This is a genomic window from Methylobacterium sp. Leaf87 (assembly GCF_001422775.1).
Classification (GTDB): Bacteria; Pseudomonadota; Alphaproteobacteria; order Rhizobiales; family Beijerinckiaceae; genus Methylobacterium.
Map to the genome: position 1 here is coordinate 55,981 of NZ_LMMI01000034.1, position 18,777 is coordinate 74,757.

Sequence of the window (18,777 nt, forward strand, 5' to 3'; positions counted from 1 at the left end):
CGGACTAGATTTTCCCGTCGAGACCCATCTGGTAGTACTTGTGAATGATCTTGTCCTGGTTCTCCAGAAGCCAGTCGATGGACGGCTCGTTGGACATCGCCTTGCGGATAGCCTCCGTCATCCCCTTCCGCTGGATTTCGAACAGGGCCTTGTGATCGACGGTCTCGGCCTCGATCACACCGGGGCTCAGCCAGACCGAGCAGATGATCCCGAGATCGTTGGCTCTGTCTTTGGGAATGTAGCCGAGCCGCACAGCGTCCAGCACCCCATTGGCGATGGCGAACTGCACGGTGCCCATGAGGATCGAGGTGTACTTGCTCTCTGTCACGCTGACCTTGGACACGCACAGGGTCACCGGCCGGACCATGATATCCGTATTCAGCAGCGCAAAGACGCGGCTGTGTCCCACCACCTGATCGCCCGTCAGTGTAGCGAGCGCGGTGCCGACGGGCCCATCGAGTTCCCCAATGATGACTTCCGGCTCGGCGGCGGTGTTGGGCGGGCCACCCGCGACCAGGGCCTCGCCGGCTCGCAGGATGATGCGTTCGCTCATGGGTTTTCCCGTTCCGTCTCGTTGCGTGATGGTAGCCAGATCCCCCCTTGCGCACCGAATGTCCAGCCCGGGCCCCCACCTGACAGATGCCGTCCCCTGTCACGGCGTGATGGGTCCCTGGCGGCTTTCGCCGTTGGAACGCCCGCGCTATGACCCTGCCCGCGGCCGCACGGCATTTGCATGGGGCCCCTCGGGATTTTTGCGGAAGGCCTGACACGCGATGGATAAGATCAAGGTAGCCAAGCCCGTCGTCGAACTCGACGGCGACGAGATGACCCGGATCATCTGGAGCGAGATCAAGACCAAGCTCATCCATCCCTATCTCGACCTCGACCTCGAGTACTACGATCTGGGAGTCGAGCACCGCGACGCCACGGGCGACCGGGTGACCGTCGAGGCGGCCGAGGCGATCAAGCGCCACGGTGTGGGCGTGAAGTGCGCCACCATTACCCCCGACGAGCAGCGGGTAAAGGAATTCAACCTCAAGGAAATGTGGAAGTCGCCCAACGGCACGATCCGCAACATCCTCGGCGGCGTGATTTTCCGCGAGCCGATCATCTGCAAGAATGTGCCCCGCCTCGTGCCGGGCTGGACTCAGCCCATCGTCGTCGGCCGCCACGCCTACGGCGACCAGTACAAGGCGACCGATTTCAAGGTGCCGGGCAAGGGCCGCCTGACCATCAAGTTCGAGGGCGAGGACGGCACGGTCATCGAGCGGGAGGTGTTCAACTTCCCCTCCCCCGGCGTCGCCCAGGCGATGTACAACCTCGACGATTCGATCCGCGATTTCGCCCGCGCCTCGATGAACTACGGCCTCAACCGCAAGTATCCGGTCTACCTCTCGACCAAGAACACGATTCTCAAGGCCTATGACGGCCGCTTCAAGGACCTGTTCGAGGAGGTGTTCCAGAACGAGTTCAAGGCCAAGTTCGATGCCGCCGGCATCACCTACGAGCACCGCCTCATCGACGATATGGTGGCCTCGGCCCTCAAGTGGTCGGGCGGCTACGTCTGGGCCTGCAAGAACTACGACGGCGACGTGCAGTCCGACACCGTGGCGCAGGGGTTCGGCTCGCTCGGCCTGATGACCTCCGTGCTCCTCACCCCGGACGGCCAGACCGTCGAAGCCGAGGCGGCTCACGGTACGGTGACGCGGCACTACCGAGAACACCAGAAGGGCAAGGAGACATCGACCAACTCCATCGCGTCGATCTTCGCATGGTCGCGGGGCCTCGCGCACCGGGCCAAGCTCGACGGCAACGCGGATCTGGCCAAGTTTGCCACGACTCTGGAGACCGTCTGCGTCGATACCGTCGAGGCCGGGTTCATGACCAAGGACCTCGCCCTTCTCGTCGGCCCTGAGCAGAAATGGCTCTCGACCACAGGCTTCCTCGACAAGGTCGATCAGCACCTCAAAGCTGCGATGGCCTGATCCGAAGCCGAGCGCGGCCCTGCATCGGGCAGGGCTGCGTTTCAGGCGTTGGCGGCATTCCGCTTGCGCGTCTCGGCAGCTTTTTTCGCCGAGGCCGAGCGCTGTTCCGCCGTACGCGCTGCAGACGCCTTGCCGCCAATTTCGCCGCCTTTCCTGGCAGCCGGATGATCAGTTGAGCGGCCGCGGCCGGCTCCGCCAGGCTTCTTTCCACCACCGTCGTCCTTGTTCACGGTGGCCCAGGCACGAGCCTTGGCTTCATCCTCCGGAACACCGCGGGCCTCATACGACTCCGCGATGTGGTCGGCTTTACGAACTTGCTTATCGGTGTAGCGCGACTTGTCTCCCTGCGGCACCGCCTTGTCTCCTTCCGTCGCTCCCCGCCCCAACGACGCTCCCTGATCCACAGAGCGAACATGACGCGCCAATCGGGGTTTCGAGGATGCCTGACCTTCACGAGCTCAACTCGCCTATCGCACTTTCGGTTCGCTGCAGGGCTATGTTCGATAGCATGCGTGCGTAGACGACAAGCGGGACGATGCGAACGAAGCACCGTCCCGGACCCACATCAATCCTTGCGCGCGCCGAAGCGGACGCTGTCGATGTTGGCGCGCTCGAACGCCTGCATCACATGCTGGTACGAACGCTCCATCTCGGTCACCTCGGCGTCCTCGACCTCCTCGGGCTTGAGCACAAACATAAGCATCGAGCGACCCGTGACATCGTAGCGTTCGCCGATCGGTACGCTGACCACTTCCTGACTGTCAGGCAGATTGGTGTCGAGGAGGCGCGTCCACGCGGAAGCGCCTATGGTTGCCGGCAAAGTGAACGACACGAGATCGTGGTAGGCATTGTAGAGCAGCAGCAACGTGGCGTCGCCGCCCCGGCGCTGGATACCCGAGACCTGCGCCCGGCCGTCGAGAACGACCGCCAGTGACCGAGCATCACCCTGCGACCAGTTCTCCGGCGTCATCTCAGTGCCGGCCGGGGTTAGCCACGTCACGTCGCGTACACCGAGTTCCTCGTCGAACTCACCGGTGAGGAACCGTCCACGGGTGAGAATCGGCAACGATTCACGAAGGATCATCAGCCGCTGTGTGAACTCGGTGAGGTCGCGCTCCTCTGGTCCGATGGCGCCCCAATCGAGCCAAGAGATCTCGTTGTCCTGACAATAGGCATTGTTGTTGCCGTTCTGGGTCCGGGCGAACTCGTCACCAGCGAGCAGCATCGGCGTGCCTCGAGACAGAAACAGCGTCGCCATCATGTTGCGCATCTGGCGCAGGCGCACGGCCCGGATTTCCGGATCCTCCGTCGGCCCTTCCACGCCGTAATTGTTGGAGAGGTTGTGGGAGTGCCCGTCTCGGTTATTCTCCCCATTCGCCATGTTGTGCTTGTCGTTGTACGAAACCGTATCGTTCAGCGTAAAACCATCATGGGCGGTTAGGAAGTTCACCGATGCCCAGGGCTTGCGCCCGCGCTTATTGAATTTGTCCGCTGAGCCAGTGATTCGGGACGCAAGCGACGGAAGCAAGCCGAGGTCCCCCCGCCAGAAGCCGCGAACGTCGTCACGGTACCGGTCATTCCACTCGGCCCAGCCGGGTGGAAAACCACCGACCTGGTAGCCGCCGGGGCCGCAATCCCAGGGCTCGGCAATCAGTTTGACGGAATTGAGCACGGGATCCTGGCGACAGGTATCGAGGAACCCGCCCCCTTCGTCGAACCCATGGGGCTCGCGGCCGAGGATCGTCGCAAGATCGAACCGGAATCCGTCGACGCGCATCTCGGTCGCCCAGTAGCGTAGCGAGTCGGTAACGAGTTGCAGAACCCGCGGGTGGGAAAGATTGAAGGTATTCCCGGTGCCGGTGTCGTTGATGTAGTAACGCGGCTCCTTGGGCATCAAGCGATAATACGAAGCGTTATCGACACCTTTGTAGGATAGCGTCGGCCCCTTCTCGTTGCCCTCCGCCGTATGATTGTAGACGACATCCAAGATTACTTCGAGACCGGCGCCATGCATGCGCGCGACCATCTCCTTGAATTCGGAGAAGGCAAAATCAGGCACTGCCGAATAACGCCGGGCTGGGGTGAAGAACGAGATCGTGTTGTAACCCCAGTAGTTCACCAGGTCTTTTTCCTGGAGATAGTCGTCCTGCACGAAGGCGTGGACCGGCAGCAACTCGACGGACGTGACGCCAAGGCTCTTGATGTAATCGAGCACCGCCGGTGTCCCAAGACCTGCATACGTGCCGCGCAGCTTCTCCGGAACGGCCGGATGAAGCTTGGTGAAGCCTTTTACGTGCGTCTCGTAGAAGATCGTCTTCTCCCACGGCACATGCGGCTTGCGGTCCCGCCCCCAGGTGAAGGCCGGATCGATCACCCGGCTACGGCGGGTGAACGGCGCGGAATCGCGCTCGTCGTAGGTCAGATCGTCGCCTGTCTCCATCTGGTACCCGAACAGGGCCGGGTTCCAGGTGATGGAGCCAACGAGACCTTTGGCATATGGATCGATGAGCAGCTTGTTGGGATTGAAGCGGTGACCGGCTTTCGGATCGTATGGACCGTGTACGCGGTAGCCATAAATGGTACCTGGCCTCGCATCGGGTAGATACCCGTGCCAGATCTCGTCCGTGTACTCCGGCAGTTCGATGCGCTCGAGTTCCTGTTCGCCCGCATCGTCGAACAAGCAGAGCTCGACCTTCGTGGCATGGGCCGAGAACAGGGCGAAATTCACCCCAAGCCCATCCCAATTTGCCCCCAGCGGATAGGGTGAGCCTTCCTTGATACGCGAGCGGGTGGCGGACGCCTTGCCCGTCTGAGAAAAATCGTCGGCCATAACTGCTCCAGGGACGGCGCCCTGCCCGATGCGGCGCTCTCATCGGGCACGTCGGCACGCCAAAACCGAAACGGGAACGCTCACGCTTCCCTCGAAGGTCCGCGCCCGAGAAAACTTTTTGCGTTGCGAAGCCTGGCGCGGGGCACCATTCTGGGGTCAAGGATGCATCACGGAGTTCGGCGGGATCGATCGCTTCCCGATGCATCGCCTCACCCTCCCATGGGGTACTCAACGATGACCGACCAACCGAACGGCCTGCAAACCATCGCCGACCGGTACGGAGTAAGCCTCGACGCCATCCGCCATCTCGTCGATGCCTTACAGGCCGGAAACGGCACCATGGCACAGTTCAACCACCGCGAACTCGGCGGCTTCGGTCAGTGGTCCTCGGGTGGCATGACGATGATCGGCAACATGTTCGACGCGGAGCTCAAAGCCCGCGTCGGTGCATTGTGCAGCACTCTGGCCGAAGCCCTGCCGGCAGTCGGCTTTCCAATCACCAGCGTCACGTCGGATGCCTGGTGGCCGCAGCACCTCGGACGGCCCGCGACTTCGGGCTCCCAAAACGGTCTGCGCTATGCTTATTTTCCGCATGCCCAACGCCTCGCCATCGCGATGGATGGGAATGTCATTCTCTATGGAACGGCAGGGCAGCACATCACCGGGGTTTCGCAGCAGCAGGGTGGCACTGGCGGCCTACGGTTCTCCGGTCCTGACGGGGCCATTCCTCTCGAATCCCTGCGTCGGATCGACGACGATCGTGGCGAATCGTTCGTTTCCTCATCGACCTCCACCGAACCCGACACGCCCGTCCAGCGAGATACCACCCTTCAGCCCAAGCCGTTCACGCCTGAACCCATTCATCGGGTGGAAGCGGGCCCGGCGCGCGCGCTATCCCCGGCCGACGAGGTTCTGACGACCCTGGAACGACTGGCCGAACTCCAACGCAAGGGCGTGCTGACGGAAGCGGAATTCTCGTCCAAGAAAGCAGAGCTGCTGGCGCGCCTCTGATGGGTGTCGATGTCCTGCGCCGACGTGTCCACAGCCAGCAGGTTGCATGCGGGTCGCCACCGGCTCGCCGAGTCCCATGTCTCCTTAATGGGACTCTCGCGCGACTTCATCGATGTTCGGACGATCTATCACGAGGCGGCAGTAACAACGTTTCCGCGCGGCCGTGAGATCTTGGATCGCTTCCCCGACGCACAGCGCATCCAGGTACCGTCACATTGGAACATCCCGGACCTCCACGGCAACGCCGGCTCGGTTGACGATTGGGTGCGGATCAAGCGCTCTACGCTTGTCCTGGGGGTGAAGAAGGGGCTGGCCATGCGTCCGAATGGGCGCAGTGCTCACTTCATTGCCCCTTCGACATCGAACGGCTGCGCTATGGCGTGCGCCTATTGTTATGTGCCGCGCCGCAAGGGATTCGCCAATCCGATCTCACTGTTCGTCAACGTCGAGGCGGTTTGTGCCGCGATCCGTCGGCATGCCGAGCGTCAGGGGCCCTTGTCCGCGCCGGACAGCGTCGACGCCGCCCTCTGGGTCTACGATCTCGGCGAGAACGGCGATCTTTCGGTCGATGCCGCGATCAGCGACACCGTGCGCGACCTCATCGGCCTGTTCCGCGCATTGCCCAACGCAAAGGCATCCTTCGCAACCAAGGCGGTGAACCGCGACCTTCTCGCCTACGATCCGCAGGGAAAGACCCGCATTCGGTTCTCGCTGATGCCCGAGCGCATCGCCCGTATCGTCGACGTCCGCACGAGCCCGATTCGAGAGCGGATCGCCGCCATCGACGACTTCGTGGCCGCCGGTTACGAAGTCCATTTGAACTTCTCGCCGGTCATCCTTTACGAAGGCTGGGAAGCGGACTGGGCTGAGCTCTTCACAGCGATCGATGATGGGATCGGGCGCGCAGCGCGGGCGCAGGTGAAAGCCGAGATCATCATGCTGACCCACAATGACGATCTGCATGCGGTCAATCTGGGTTGGCATCCCAAGGCCGAGGATCTCCTCTGGCGCCCCGACATTCAGGAAGCCAAGATCTCCCAGGGTGGGGGTACCAATCTGCGCTACCGCACAGGCTGGAAAGGCCGGTGGCTTGCCCGTTTCACCGCACTCCTCAGCGAACGGATGCCGTACTGCACCGTCCGCTACGCATTCTGACCATTCGTTTTGAAGCCCGGCCCTGGAGAGCCTTCAGCCATGACCCATGAAGCCCATCTTCTCGACGCCGTCACGCTGGCCCACGGCAATGTGCTCGCCGAAGGCCGTCCGTATGGGGCCGTGATCGTGCGGGACGGAGCTGTCCTCGTACGTGCCGTCAATCGCACGGCCGAGACGCGGGATCCGACTGATCATGCCGAGATGGTTGCGATCCGGGAGGCGAGCCGCATTCTGGGATCGGCAAAGCTCGACGATTGTGTCGTCTATGCCAGCGGACGTCCCTGTCCGATGTGCCATGCCGCCATGCGACTCGCAGGCATCCGCGAAGCCTACTTCGCCTATACAGCGGAGGAGGCCGAAACCTACGGCCTCATCAGTGCGGGCATCTACGCCGAACTCTGTCGCCCCTTGGCTGACCAACCGATGCAGGTGACGCATCACCCGGTACCCGCCGAAGATCATCCGTACGCGGCATGGCGTGAACGCCAAAAGACCAAAGATTAAGTCATTGGCTTTGTAAGTTGCCGGCGCTAGCCTGGGGCCATGACAGAGAACGATCTTCGCGAATCGCGCGCTGCGCTGATCCTGTTGGCTGTGACGGTTACCGCAGTGCTGATCTTCGGTGCAGTGACGATACTGATGCAGCTCTGACCGGAATAGACTCGGCTGCGCTCAATGCGTCCAAGGCGCCGTACGATTGAACTTGAAGTTATCGGAGTAGGACAGCCCCTTCCGAACGATCGGTTTCTGAGGCTCCTCGACCCGGTAGGATAAGCCGGCACGCGCGGCATAGGCGATGGCCTCGTCGCGCGTCTCGAACTCCAGGCGGACCTGCTGGAGAATATCCGAGGAGCTCGTCCATCCCATCAGCGGGTCGGTCTCACGCGGTGCGCTTTGGTCGAATTCGAGGACCCAAACCTTCGTGCGGGCGAGCCCTGACTGCGACGCGTCCTTCGCAGGTTGATAGATCCGGGCGCTCGACATCGGACGATTCCCAACGGTCTCGGGTTACCAGTCGAAAAATGGTCGGGGCGATAGGATTCGAACCTACGACCCTCTGGTCCCAAACCAGATGCGCTACCAGACTGCGCTACACCCCGACGCGTTCTCGACGCCCTTGGCTCTTAGGAGCTTTGCGTGTTCCCGGCAAGGATGGAAGCGGTCAGGCGAGAATATCGAGGACGCGCTTCTCCATATCGAGCGAGGAGCGGAGCATCACGGTGTTCAGGGAAACGTCCGTCTTGGCCGCGAGAAGCTGCATCGCCGTGGTCGACAGATCGACCTGTGCCGCCGCAGGCAGGCTCGTGCCGATCGTGGCGATCCCCTCTGCGGCTTGGGCGAACCGTTGGGTGGCCGCCGCTATGCCGCCGCTGCTGATCGACACCGCACTGATCATGTGCCGCTCCTCGCTTTTCCCGGACGCCCCCCATCAGGCTGCGGCTTCAAGGCCGACAACCTGCGGCGGTTGGAGAACTCATTGGTCTCGGACAGAAAGGTGCACGGACCTCATTAAGCGAAGCGATCCGGGACGCATCGGATTCTAATGATTCGGTGGAAAAAAAACGTCTCACATCAACTGGGCAGCGGGTTAGATGATCGACCAGCAAGTCCGGTCCTTCGAGCCGCATAGGGAACGCTGGACCATTCCGAAATCGAACTCCGGAGCAAAGCCGGACGTCACAGGCACGATCTATGCCCCTTTCGATGATGACGACGATACTGATCGATTCACGATCGAAACGGACGGTTCTTCCTGTTGACTGTCGTGTTGACTGAATGTCCAACGGTCCCGAGCGCGTACGCAACGGGAGCGCGCACCGGCCGCAACGATACGGCGGCGCGAGCCCCATTGCGGACCGCGTCAGGCAGCGTCGGCCCGGCGCGGCAGCGTCCAGTTCGGCCGTATGAAGTGACAGGTGTAGCCGTTCGGAATGCGCTCCAGGTAGTCCTGGTGCTCTGGTTCGGCCTCCCAGAATGGCCCGACGGGCGAGACTTCAGTCACCACCTTGCCGGGCCATAACCCGGATGCATTGACATCGGCGATGGTGTCTTCGGCCACTGCCTTCTGCGCCTCGCTCTCGTAGAAGATTGCCGATCGGTAACCCGGTCCCCGATCGTTTCCCTGCCGATCGACCGTGGTCGGATCATGAATCTGGAAGAAGAACTCCAGAAGCTTGCGATAGCCGATCACCTCAGGGTCGAACAGGATCTCGATCGCTTCGGCATGACGGCCGTGATTGCGATAGGTTGCGTTCGGCACCTCACCGCCTGAATAACCGACCCGCGTCGCGATGACGCCCGACTGTTTACGGATGAGGTCCTGCATCCCCCAGAAACAACCTCCTGCCAGCACAGCGCGCTCGGTGGTCATGCATGGGTTCCTTCCATCTGGGCGGCAGGCTGCCGCCGCTACTCAGATGGTGAATCGCGTGGTCGTTTCCAGCACCCTAGGCACCGACCGTGGCATCGCGGCAAGAACGGAGGCGCTCTGAACCGCTCAGGCGGCGCGGACCCTGGCGAGGAACCGCTCGACCTCGGCACTGAGATGGCCGGACTGACGCGACAGGTCGGAGGCCGACGCAAGAACCCGAGTGGCGGCCGTACCGGTCTCCTCGGCGGCCGACGCGACGGCGGCGATGTTCACCGTCACCTCGCCCGTACCCGCAGCCGCCTGGGAGACGTTTCGGACGATCTCCTGGGTTGCTTCACCCTGTTGTCCCACGGCCGCCGCAAGCGAGATCGCGACGGTGCTGATCTCGCCGATTCGACCGCGGATCCCGGCGATGGCGGTCACGCTGTCTCCCGTCGCCCCCTGGATGCGGGCGATCTGGCTGCCGATCTCCTCGGTTGCGCGTGCGGTTTGACTCGCGAGCTCCTTGACCTCCGCCGCGACCACCGCGAATCCGCGTCCGGCCTCGCCAGCTCGCGCCGCCTCGATGGTTGCGTTGAGGGCAAGAAGGTTGGTCTGCGACGCGATATCGGCGATGAGTTTGACCACGTCGCCGATCCGGGCGGTGGCGCCACTGAGATCTTGTACCAGGGCGGCGGTTGCACCAGCCTCGCGCACGGCGACCTCCGCCAGGTGGGCCGAGCCCTGGACCTGCCGTCCGATCTCTTGGACCGTCGAACCGAGTTCTTCCGCCGCGGCCGCCACGGTCTGAACGTTGATGGCAGCCTCTTCGGCCGCCGCTGCGACGGAGACGGACCGAGTGCCCGCCTGAGTCGCCGTCGCGGTCATTGTCTGAGCCGTCGCCTGGAGTTCGGCTGCAGCGCTTCCCACCGAACCGACGATTCCACCGACCGCCCGTTCGAACGAATCGGCCATGTCACGCATGCCTTGCCGGCGCTGGGCCTCGGCTCCGGCACGCGCCAAGGTGGTCTCCTCCTCCAGATACTTCATGCGGATGAGACCGTCCTTGAAGACCTGAACGGCGTCGGCGATGCGGCCGATCTCGGTGCCATTGCCCTGGTTCGGGATCACGGCGGTGAGATCGCCTTCCGCGAGCGCGGTCATTGGCCGGACGACGGCACCGATCCCGCCGGTAATGCCTCGAATGATGAAAACTGCGAGCAAGATCGACAGGACGAGCCCGCCTCCGACCACGGTCAGCACGATGGTTTCAGTTCGCTCGAACGCCTGCTCGCTCGCGAGGCGTGATTGTGCGGCGAGGCTGCTGTTCAAAGCGGCCAACTCGTTGGATGTGTCGATCGACGAGCGTTGGAGTTCGGAGGCTTTGCCCTGGAGGCGCTCGAAAGCATCCTCGTTCAAGCCTCTGCGTGACAGCGCCAGGATCTCCGTGACCTCAACCTGATAGGCAGCCCAATTGGCTTTGATCCGGTCGTACAAGACTCGCTCTTCGGGCGAACTGATGAGAGCCGCGTACTCTCCGACCACCTTCGCCACATGAGCCCCACGCTCATCAAGCTCGGTGTCGGCCCGCTTCTTGGAATCCGGATCGAGGAGCGCACTGTGGCGATAGACACTGATAGCGTAACGCGCCATCCAGGATGTAATTTCGCCAGCCTTCGCCACGCTCGGCAAAGAATCCGACTGAACCTGCACGAGATGATCATTGATGGTACGCGTGGCCTGCAGCGCCACCACCCCGATACCGGTCATGAGAACGATTACGATCGCGAAAGCACCGATCAGACGAGTCCGGATCGACAATCTGAATTGTGTCATCGATATTACCCGATCGATTTCAGAAAGAGCATCGATCTGGTATAACCATGAGAAATGAAAATTTTCTGAAATCAGTCGCGACTTTGACTGCCATTAAATCGCAGGCCGCATCTTTAATTTGAATAAACCCAGCATTTTAATGCAAGATACTTCCAGGCTGGCTAGGCAAGCCGCGTGCCTTGTGCGTCGCGCACTCGGCGTCGCTCGGATATCCGTGCAATGTGTCGGGTCGGCGGACCTTTCGGATCAGCCGAGGAACAACCCGGCCGGAGCCGAGAGTTCTTAGGCTTCTTCCGCGTCGTCCGATCGCCGCCCACCACGATAGCCCGAGGCGAGAACGTAGAGTTCGCTCGAATCGGCACGGCTGGCATTCGGCTTGACATGCCGCACACTAGCGAAATCGCGCTTCAGATCAGCGAGAAGGCTGCCTTCGGTACCGCCTTGGAAAACCTTCGCAAGGTAAGACCCACCGGGGGCGAGAATCTCACGGGCGAACTCGGCGGCCGTCTCGGCCAGACCGATGATGCGCAGGTGGTCGGTCTGCTTGTGGCCGGTGGTATTGGCAGCCATGTCAGACAGGACCAGGTCTGCCGGCCCGCCAAGCAGGCCGGTGAGCAGTTGGGGTGCCGCAGGGTCGAGAAAGTCGAGGGTGATGAACTCGACACCGGCCATGGGCTCGATTTCGAGGAGATCGATCCCGACGATGCGACCGGTGTCGCCGACGATCTTAGCCGCCACTTGCGACCAGCCGCCGGGGGCGGCGCCCAGATCGACGATACGCTGGCCGGGCTTCAGGAGTTTGAAGCGCTCGTCGATCTCGATGAGCTTGAAGGCGGCCCGCGAGCGATAGCCCTCGCGTTTCGCACGGGCGACATAGGGATCGTTCAACTGGCGCTCCAGCCAGCGTTTCTGCGAAGCCGTACGACCGCGCCCGGTCTTCACCCGTTGCTTGAGTTCGCCGCGCAACCCTGCACCGGCACCACGCCTGTCACTCACCGGTAACCCCCACGGCGCCACACGCCGTCCTCACGCATCATGTTCATCAGAAGCCCCTCGCGAAGGCCGCGATCGGCGATCCGCAGGCGATCGGATGGGAACGCCCGCCGGATTGCTTCCAAGATCGCACACCCCGCCAGCACCAAGTCGGCCCGGTCACGCCCGATGCAAGGATTGTCCGCCCGCTGGTCGAGACGCGTGTCGAGGAGGTCGTCGATGGCGCCCCCGACCTCGCCGTCGCTCATCCACAGGCCATCGACGCGGCGACGCTCGTAACGGGCGAGGCGCAGATGCATGGCCGCGAGCGTCGTCACCGTTCCCGACGTGCCGAGCAGGTGGAAGTGCCGGGCATTGGCGGCGGGCGCCGCACGGATCGCGAAGCGGGCGAGCATGTCGGCCACTTCTTCCACCATGCCTTCGAAGGTCAGGCGCGTCACGTCGGCGCCGCCGTGACGCTCCGCGAGAGTAACAACGCCCACCGGCAGGGAGTCCCAGGCGCGGATGCGCAGGGTCGGGTCGGTGGACGGGTTCGTGGCCGCGCCGTCGAGCCATGCGATCTCCGTGGAGCCGCCGCCGATATCGAAGATCACCACCGATTCGGCATAGGGGTCGGCCAAAGCCGCGCAGCCCGTGACCGCGAGGTAAGCCTCTGTCTGACGATCGACGATCTCGAGATCGAGACCGACCTCGTCGCGTACACGCTCGACGAAAGCCGCGCCGTTCACTGCGAGCCGGCAGGCTTCCGTGGCGATGATCTTGGCGCGTACGACACCGCGCGCCTGCATCTTCGCACGGCAAACACGAAGGGCATCGATGGTACGCTCGATGGCGGGCTCACTCAGGCGGTCGGCATTTCCGAGGCCTTCGCCGAGGCGTACGATGCGCGAGAACGCATCGATGACTCGAAACCCGTGGGATGCGGGCTCGGCGATAAGGAGACGGCAATTGTTGGTGCCGAGATCGAGGGCGGCGTAAGCGTTCCGCCGCGGCGGCCGGTGGGTGGTGGCCTGCGTTCCGGATCGTTGCATTTCCCCCGGCGCGACCGTGGGGGTGATCGGGCCGGCCATGGAGCGGGCCGGGATGGTCGCGGCACTCTCTTCCCGCATCGGCTGTGCCGAAGTCCTTCCGCGTGATCCCAGGCGGAGAGCCGGATCATCATTCAGGCTCCACGCTACAGGTGTCGCGGGCAAACTGCAAAGCCCTGGATTCGTTGCGCGGATCGCCCTTGGCGCGGCGCTTCTGCGTCGGTCAGGCTACGCCTTGCCGGCGGCGGCGAGCCGCGGCACTGGCCGCAGCAGGCTCTTGACCTGGGAGAATGGGCGCGGCCGGTGGATCACCTCGTCGAGGCGCGACCAAAGGGTCTTCGGGGAGAAGGGCTTAGCGATGATCTCGTTGACGCCGAGCGAGATCGCACGGTCGACCACGTTGCGGCGCGGCTGAGCGAGCATCAGAATGATCGGGACCGTCGGAGAAGGCGATGTGGTCGGTGTGCGGGCGAGACGAATGAACTCTTCACCCGAGAGAATCGCCAGATCCCAATCGATGATGGTGATGTCCGGCTTGCTCTCTGCCAGCACCCCGAGCGCCTCGGCCCCGTCGGGAGCCTCGAGGACGCGCTTGATGCCGACGCGCATGAGCATGTCCCGCACAATACGGCGGATGTACAAGCTTTCGTCCACGACCAGGGCGGACAGGTCCGGAAACGTTGGTGTGGCGATCATGCGGCAGCATTCGGCTCCGGTCCGCTCACTCGGATCGGCCCGGCATCACCCTTAACCCACGAGCCTTTTCGCTTTCCTAACGTCGGACCCAAATCCGCCCGCGTTCGACGTACAAGGGCGATCGGAACCAAACCTTCCCACAGTCTTTCTGCACCCACCCCGATCCGCTACGCATTTTGCCGCACAAAATTAAGGGAACCGTCGCTCGGGCGCCCAAATGGACCTTGCGAGAGTGGCGCGTTTCAGTCAGGACTAAGGCGTTATTCTTGGTCACCGCTGCCGGGGGTAATGATAGTGCGGAGCGTGGGCTGTCTGGGATGGCGCGCACGCGGTATTCACAAATGATGGTCGGCGGACGGTTTTTGCGAGCTTTCTATGGGACGTGGTCGTGATTTCAGGGGGCCGCAGAAGCGCGGCTTCGATGAGGGTGGAGCCGAGCCGCGTTGGCCCGATCAGGCTCCGCCGAGCGGCGGTGGCTACGGTGGCGGCTTCGGCGGTGGCGGCGGCTTCGACCGCGCCCCGTCGCGCGCGGCGGCAGCCCCCTCGGGACCGGAGCGCGATGCGACGGTCAAGTGGTTCAACAAGGAGAAGGGCTTCGGTTTCGTCGAGCTGGCTGACGGCTCGGGCGATGCCTTCCTCCATATCCGCGCCGTCGAAGCCGCAGGCCATGCCGACCTTCTGCCCGGCACGCGCCTGACGGTCCATACGGCCCAGGGCCAGAAGGGTCCGCAGGTGACCGACGTCACCAGCGTCGACACCTCCACGGCCGAGGCGGCCCCCATGCGCGATGCGCGTCCGCCCCGTACCGGCGGCTTCGGCGGCGGCGACCGCTTCGGCGGCGACCGTGGTGGTTATGGCGCCCCCGCCGGTGGCGGCGATCGCTACGGCAGCGCTGGCGGCGGCGACCGTGGCGGCGGACGCTTCGCCAGCGGCCCCTCCACGGAGATGAGCGGCACCGTGAAGTGGTACGATCCGGCCAAGGGCTTCGGCTTCGTGTCCGTCAACGATGGCGGCAAGGACGTTTTCGTGCACCGTTCAGCCCTGTCGCGCGCCGGCCTCGAATCACTGGCCGAAGGCCAGCAGGTCGTGCTCGGTGTTGTCGAGGGTCAGAAGGGTCGTGAGGCCCAGAGCATCAACGTCGACGATTGATCCGTGAGCCCGGCCGTCCTTTGGCCATGGTTCCAAGTTCAGTTCGAGCGAGCGGCGGTCCCCCGGGGCCGCCGTTTCGCGTTTCAGCCCGGAAATTCCAGGTGGAGAGACCATGCGAATCGTCCCGCTCAGCCTGATCTGGCTCGCGGCCCTGGCCGTCCCGGCCTGGCCGGAAGACTTTACCGGTGCCTATGCGGGCGTGAACGCAGGTTATGCCTTGTCCGGTCGGGACCGGACCGACGCGGGACCCGGTCTCCTCGCTCCGGATGGCGCCCGCGCCCAGGAGATGCCGCCGAGCGCGCAGCAGGCGTCGGAGGCGTTGCGCGCACGGAACCTGAAGGATCGCCCCTCTCTTCCCCGTTAGACATCGGCCAAGCGTGGATGCCGGGTCTCAGTAAGGGCCGATGCGAAACGGCGCCCACCAAACCCACGCCTCGCGAAGGAACGCCCGACCAACAAAAAGGGCCGCCCCATGGGGCGGCCCTTTTCACATCGGCTGCGATCCGGGCGGATCAGCGCGAATAGAACTCGATCACGAGGTTCGGTTCCATCTGGACGGGGTAGGGCACCTCGCCGAGGTTGGGGATGCGGGTGACGCGGGCGGTCATCTTGGCGTGATCCACCTCGATGTAATCCGGTACGTCACGCTCGGCGAGCTGCGATGCCACGACGACGATTTCGAGCTGCTTCGAGGAATCCTTGACCTCGATCACGTCGCCGGTCTTCACGAGGTAGCTGGCGATATTCACCCGCTGGCCGTTGACCTTGACGTGGCCGTGGTTGACGAACTGGCGCGCGGCGAACGGGGTCGGCACGAACTTGGCGCGATAGACCACGGCGTCGAGGCGACGCTCGAGCAGGCCGATCAGGTTCTCGCCCGAATCGCCCCGGAGACGGATGGCCTCGGCGTAGTAGCGGCGGAACTGCTTCTCGGTGATGTTGGCGTAGTAGCCCTTCAGCTTCTGCTTGGCGCGCAGCTGAGTGCCGAAGTCGGACATCTTGCCCTTGCGGCGCTGGCCGTGCTGGCCTGGGCCGTACTCGCGGCGATTGACGGGGCTCTTCGGGCGGCCCCAGATGTTCTGGCCCATGCGGCGATCGAGCTTGTGCTTCGCCTGAATACGTTTTGACATCGCGGTTCCTCTCGCAACGGAGATATGTCGAGGAACGCGCCCTCCTCTTTCCGGACCGGCCCTATGGCCTGACGCGGAACGACAGAGCGGCCGAAGCCGACTCACGGGTGCGCTTGAAAACGTTTCGGGGCCCCTCGTCGGGACCGCGTCACGTGCGTTTCCCTAGAGTAGGGCCGTGCCCCCGTCAATGCCGAGCCGGCTTCGTCGTCGGGAAAGTGCTCTCACTGGAGCCCGAGGGGCATCGCCTCGACGGCGACGGAGGTGACGTCGCGCAGGGCGAGGGAGGCCCGCAGGGGCTCGGTGAGCCCGGCGCCGCCCGTGAAGGCCCCGAGTATGGAGCCAGCGCGGTGGTCCATACCACGCGGCGGCGCGCCGAGGAGCTGCGTCACCCGGCGGGCGATGGCAGGAGCGGGGTCGATCCACAGGACCGGCCACGGCGCCAGGGCCTGGAAACGGGCCAGCAGCAGGGGGTAATGCGTGCAGGCGAGGCACACCACGTCGGTGCGGCGCCCGTCGTCGCTGATACTGAAGCACGGGGCGATCTCTGCGGAGAGCCGCACATCGTCCACGGGGGTACCGGCAAGCTCCGCCTCGGCGAACCCGGCGAGGTTCGGGGCCCCCACCAGGGTCACGGCGCAGGCTGCGGCATAGGATTCGATGAGTTCGTGGGTGTAGGTGCGCGCCACCGTGCCGGGGGTGGCGAGCAGGCTGATCCGGCGCGAGCGCGTGGCTTCCGCGGCTGGTTTAATTGGTGGAACGACGCCGACGAACGGAATCGTGAAGCGCTGGCGCAGGGCCGGCAGGACGAGGGTCGAAGCGGTGTTGCAGGCGATGACCACGAGGTCGGGCCGGTGGAGCGCGACGAGGCGGTCCATCACGGCGAGCACCCGGTCGACGAGGGCTGCTTCGTCCAGGCGGCCATACGGGAAGGCGGCGTCGTCGGCTGCGTAGACGTAGGCCGCGTCCGGGCGGGCGCGGCGCACCTGCTCCAGCACAGTGAGGCCGCCGAGTCCCGAATCGAACACGAGGATCGTCGGGGTCGGGTTCGCGCCCGTCGCCACGGGAATCGTGGCCGTGCCCGCCATGAGATTGTTCCGCATCCGAACCTGGTCCGACGTCCCACCCAAGGGAGCAAGTGTCGATGGCGCCCGGTTAAGAGGATGTGACCAAGGCACGAAAAAGGCGATCGTCCTCGAACACCGCGTCGCAAGCCCGACGAACCGCGACGAACCGACCGGCCCGGCGGCCGTTGCCGAATGTCGCGTCCACCATATGTTCCGAAACCACGAGCTTCTGGAGATATCGGCATGGCAGCGACCGCAGCGTTTCGCGATACCGGACCTGCGTTGTCCGGCCGCCCCGCTTTCCCGCCCCCGAATCTCGGTTCCAAGCCCGTCGACCGCACGGCCTGGATCGCTGCCTTCCACCATGTCCGTGACGAGACCGAGCGCCGGGCCGCCCCCCTGTCGCCGGAGGACCAGCAGGTCCAGTCCATGGCGGATGCGAGTCCGACGAAGTGGCACCGCGCTCACACGACGTGGTTCTTCGAGCAGTTCCTGCTCCGAGCGCACCTGCCGGGATACGCGCTCTATGACGAGCGCCTGCACTACCTGTTCAACTCGTACTACGTCGCTGCTGGTCCGCGTCAGCCCCGTATCCTGCGCGGCCTCATCACCCGGCCGACGACCGCGGAGGTGGCGGGCTACCGGGCGCATGTCGATCGCGCCGTGGACGCGCTTCTCGCGCAGGCCTCGGCGGCGGCCCTCGAAACGCTGCTGCCGATTCTTGAAATCGGGCTCTATCACGAGCAGCAGCACCAGGAATTGCTGATCACTGATATCCTGCATGCCTTCGCGCAGAACCCCCTTGGCCCGGCCTACGACGCGGACTGGCGTTTTCCTGCGCCATCCGCCGCGTCGGGCAAGGTCGACCTGGCCCGGGGCATCACCCGGATCGGGCATGGCGGCGAGGGGTTCTCGTTCGACAACGAATCACCCCGGCACGACGTGCTGATCCAGGGCGGCACCCTCGATCGCGCGCTCGTGACGAACGCTGAATGGCTCACTTTCATGGCCGATGGGGGCTACACCCGGCCCGAACTCTGGCTTTCCGACGGCTGGCTCGCGGTCCAGGCCGAGGATTGGAACGCGCCGGGCTACTGGCGCCAGGACGAAGCCGGCTGGACTTCCATGACGCTCGCCGGAATCCGGCCCATCGACCCGTCCCTGCCCGTCAGCCACGTGAGCTACTACGAGGCCGACGCCTACGCGCGCTGGGCCGGACGCGACCTGCCCACGGAGTTCGAGTGGGAAGTGGCGGCCCGCGACGGTTGCCTCGCCGATGCCTTCGGCTCCGTCTGGCAATGGACCCGCAGTGCCTACACGGCCTATCCGGGCTATCGGCCCGTGGACGGGGCGCTCGGCGAGTACAACGGCAAGTTCATGTCGAACCAGTTCGTTCTGCGCGGCTCGTCGGTGGCGACGCCCGAAGGCCATGCCCGCGTGGGCTACCGGAACTTCTTCTATCCGCATCAGCGTTGGCAGTTCACGGGCCTGCGCTTGTCCGACATCCGCATCTGAAATGAAGCCCGCGTCCCGGAGACTCCAGCGTTGAC

At 64.1% G+C, this 18,777-nt stretch carries 19 protein-coding genes and 1 tRNA gene; 7 read left to right on the forward strand and 13 right to left on the reverse strand.

All coding sequences use genetic code 11. The features are described from left to right. Positions 1-4: 4 nt before the first annotated feature. Positions 5-553, reverse strand: a complete 549-nt coding sequence (locus ASF22_RS15115) for a formaldehyde-activating enzyme (protein WP_056171605.1) — start codon at positions 551-553, stop codon at positions 5-7. 220 nt (positions 554-773) lie between these two features. Between ASF22_RS15115 and ASF22_RS15120 the strand changes: the two genes are divergently transcribed. After that, positions 774-1,985, forward strand: coding sequence for an NADP-dependent isocitrate dehydrogenase (locus ASF22_RS15120; RefSeq protein ID WP_056265829.1), 1,212 nt, complete (start codon positions 774-776; stop codon positions 1,983-1,985). A 41-nt stretch (positions 1,986-2,026) separates the two neighbouring features. Here ASF22_RS15120 and ASF22_RS23240 read toward each other — a convergent pair whose 3' ends face one another. Then, positions 2,027-2,338 carry a plasmid stabilization protein gene (locus tag ASF22_RS23240; protein WP_082483744.1) on the reverse strand — a complete coding sequence of 104 codons (312 nt, stop codon included), beginning with the start codon at positions 2,336-2,338 and terminating at the stop codon, positions 2,027-2,029. A 212-nt stretch (positions 2,339-2,550) separates the two neighbouring features. Next, positions 2,551-4,815 (reverse strand): glycogen debranching protein GlgX, encoded by a 2,265-nt coding sequence (gene glgX / locus ASF22_RS15125; protein ID WP_056171607.1) that lies wholly within the window; start codon positions 4,813-4,815, stop codon positions 2,551-2,553. A gap of 234 nt (positions 4,816-5,049) precedes the next feature. Between glgX and ASF22_RS15130 the strand changes: the two genes are divergently transcribed. From ASF22_RS15130 to ASF22_RS15140, 3 genes are all read left to right on the forward strand, one after another. Then, positions 5,050-5,826, forward strand: coding sequence for an SHOCT domain-containing protein (locus ASF22_RS15130; protein WP_056265832.1), 777 nt, complete (start codon positions 5,050-5,052; stop codon positions 5,824-5,826). Positions 5,827-5,913: 87 nt separating this feature from the next. Continuing rightward, positions 5,914-6,981, forward strand: coding sequence for a spore photoproduct lyase family protein (locus ASF22_RS15135; RefSeq protein ID WP_056265835.1), 1,068 nt, complete (start codon positions 5,914-5,916; stop codon positions 6,979-6,981). A gap of 39 nt (positions 6,982-7,020) precedes the next feature. Continuing rightward, entirely contained in the window at positions 7,021-7,485 is a 465-nt protein-coding gene (locus tag ASF22_RS15140; protein ID WP_056265836.1) for a nucleoside deaminase, read from the forward strand. A gap of 168 nt (positions 7,486-7,653) precedes the next feature. Here ASF22_RS15140 and ASF22_RS15145 read toward each other — a convergent pair whose 3' ends face one another. The 8 genes from ASF22_RS15145 to ASF22_RS15180 form a co-directional block, all read right to left on the reverse strand. Next, complete coding sequence (locus ASF22_RS15145) at positions 7,654-7,965, reverse strand: ETC complex I subunit (RefSeq protein ID WP_056265839.1); 312 nt, start codon at positions 7,963-7,965, stop codon at positions 7,654-7,656. A gap of 39 nt (positions 7,966-8,004) precedes the next feature. Next, a tRNA-Pro gene (locus ASF22_RS15150) sits at positions 8,005-8,081 on the reverse strand. A gap of 62 nt (positions 8,082-8,143) precedes the next feature. Then, positions 8,144-8,377 (reverse strand): hypothetical protein, encoded by a 234-nt coding sequence (locus tag ASF22_RS15155; RefSeq protein WP_056265842.1) that lies wholly within the window; start codon positions 8,375-8,377, stop codon positions 8,144-8,146. A gap of 465 nt (positions 8,378-8,842) precedes the next feature. Further along, the gene (gene msrA, locus ASF22_RS15160; protein ID WP_056171617.1) at positions 8,843-9,352 is read right to left on the reverse strand and encodes a peptide-methionine (S)-S-oxide reductase MsrA; all 510 of its coding nucleotides are present in this window, start codon (positions 9,350-9,352) and stop codon (positions 8,843-8,845) included. A 126-nt stretch (positions 9,353-9,478) separates the two neighbouring features. Then, complete coding sequence (locus ASF22_RS15165) at positions 9,479-11,167, reverse strand: methyl-accepting chemotaxis protein (RefSeq protein ID WP_056265845.1); 1,689 nt, start codon at positions 11,165-11,167, stop codon at positions 9,479-9,481. Between the two features lie 282 nt (positions 11,168-11,449). Then, positions 11,450-12,163: an RlmE family RNA methyltransferase gene (locus ASF22_RS15170; protein WP_056265849.1), complete on the reverse strand. Its 714-nt coding sequence runs from the start codon at positions 12,161-12,163 to the stop codon at positions 11,450-11,452. Further along, positions 12,160-13,269 carry a Ppx/GppA phosphatase family protein gene (locus tag ASF22_RS15175; protein WP_056265853.1) on the reverse strand — a complete coding sequence of 370 codons (1,110 nt, stop codon included), beginning with the start codon at positions 13,267-13,269 and terminating at the stop codon, positions 12,160-12,162. Before ASF22_RS15175 ends, ASF22_RS15170 begins: the two co-directional genes overlap by 4 nt. A gap of 147 nt (positions 13,270-13,416) precedes the next feature. Then, complete coding sequence (locus tag ASF22_RS15180; protein WP_056171626.1) at positions 13,417-13,884, reverse strand: response regulator; 468 nt, start codon at positions 13,882-13,884, stop codon at positions 13,417-13,419. Between the two features lie 375 nt (positions 13,885-14,259). Between ASF22_RS15180 and ASF22_RS25210 the strand changes: the two genes are divergently transcribed. After that, a complete protein-coding gene (locus tag ASF22_RS25210) occupies positions 14,260-15,033 on the forward strand; it encodes a cold-shock protein (protein WP_056171628.1) in 774 nt (257 codons plus the stop codon). Positions 15,034-15,145: 112 nt separating this feature from the next. Further along, positions 15,146-15,397, forward strand: coding sequence for a hypothetical protein (locus ASF22_RS15190; RefSeq protein WP_056265856.1), 252 nt, complete (start codon positions 15,146-15,148; stop codon positions 15,395-15,397). A 148-nt stretch (positions 15,398-15,545) separates the two neighbouring features. On the opposite strand, the gene rpsD is transcribed toward ASF22_RS15190, so the two are convergent. After that, the gene (gene rpsD / locus ASF22_RS15195) at positions 15,546-16,163 is read right to left on the reverse strand and encodes a 30S ribosomal protein S4 (RefSeq protein ID WP_056086744.1); all 618 of its coding nucleotides are present in this window, start codon (positions 16,161-16,163) and stop codon (positions 15,546-15,548) included. Between the two features lie 221 nt (positions 16,164-16,384). After that, the gene (gene murI, locus ASF22_RS15200) at positions 16,385-17,248 is read right to left on the reverse strand and encodes a glutamate racemase (RefSeq protein WP_244474309.1); all 864 of its coding nucleotides are present in this window, start codon (positions 17,246-17,248) and stop codon (positions 16,385-16,387) included. A 222-nt stretch (positions 17,249-17,470) separates the two neighbouring features. Here murI and egtB point away from each other — a divergent pair, with 222 nt between their 5' ends. Further along, positions 17,471-18,742 carry an ergothioneine biosynthesis protein EgtB gene (egtB, locus tag ASF22_RS15205; RefSeq protein WP_056265860.1) on the forward strand — a complete coding sequence of 424 codons (1,272 nt, stop codon included), beginning with the start codon at positions 17,471-17,473 and terminating at the stop codon, positions 18,740-18,742. Positions 18,743-18,777 lie beyond the last annotated feature (35 nt).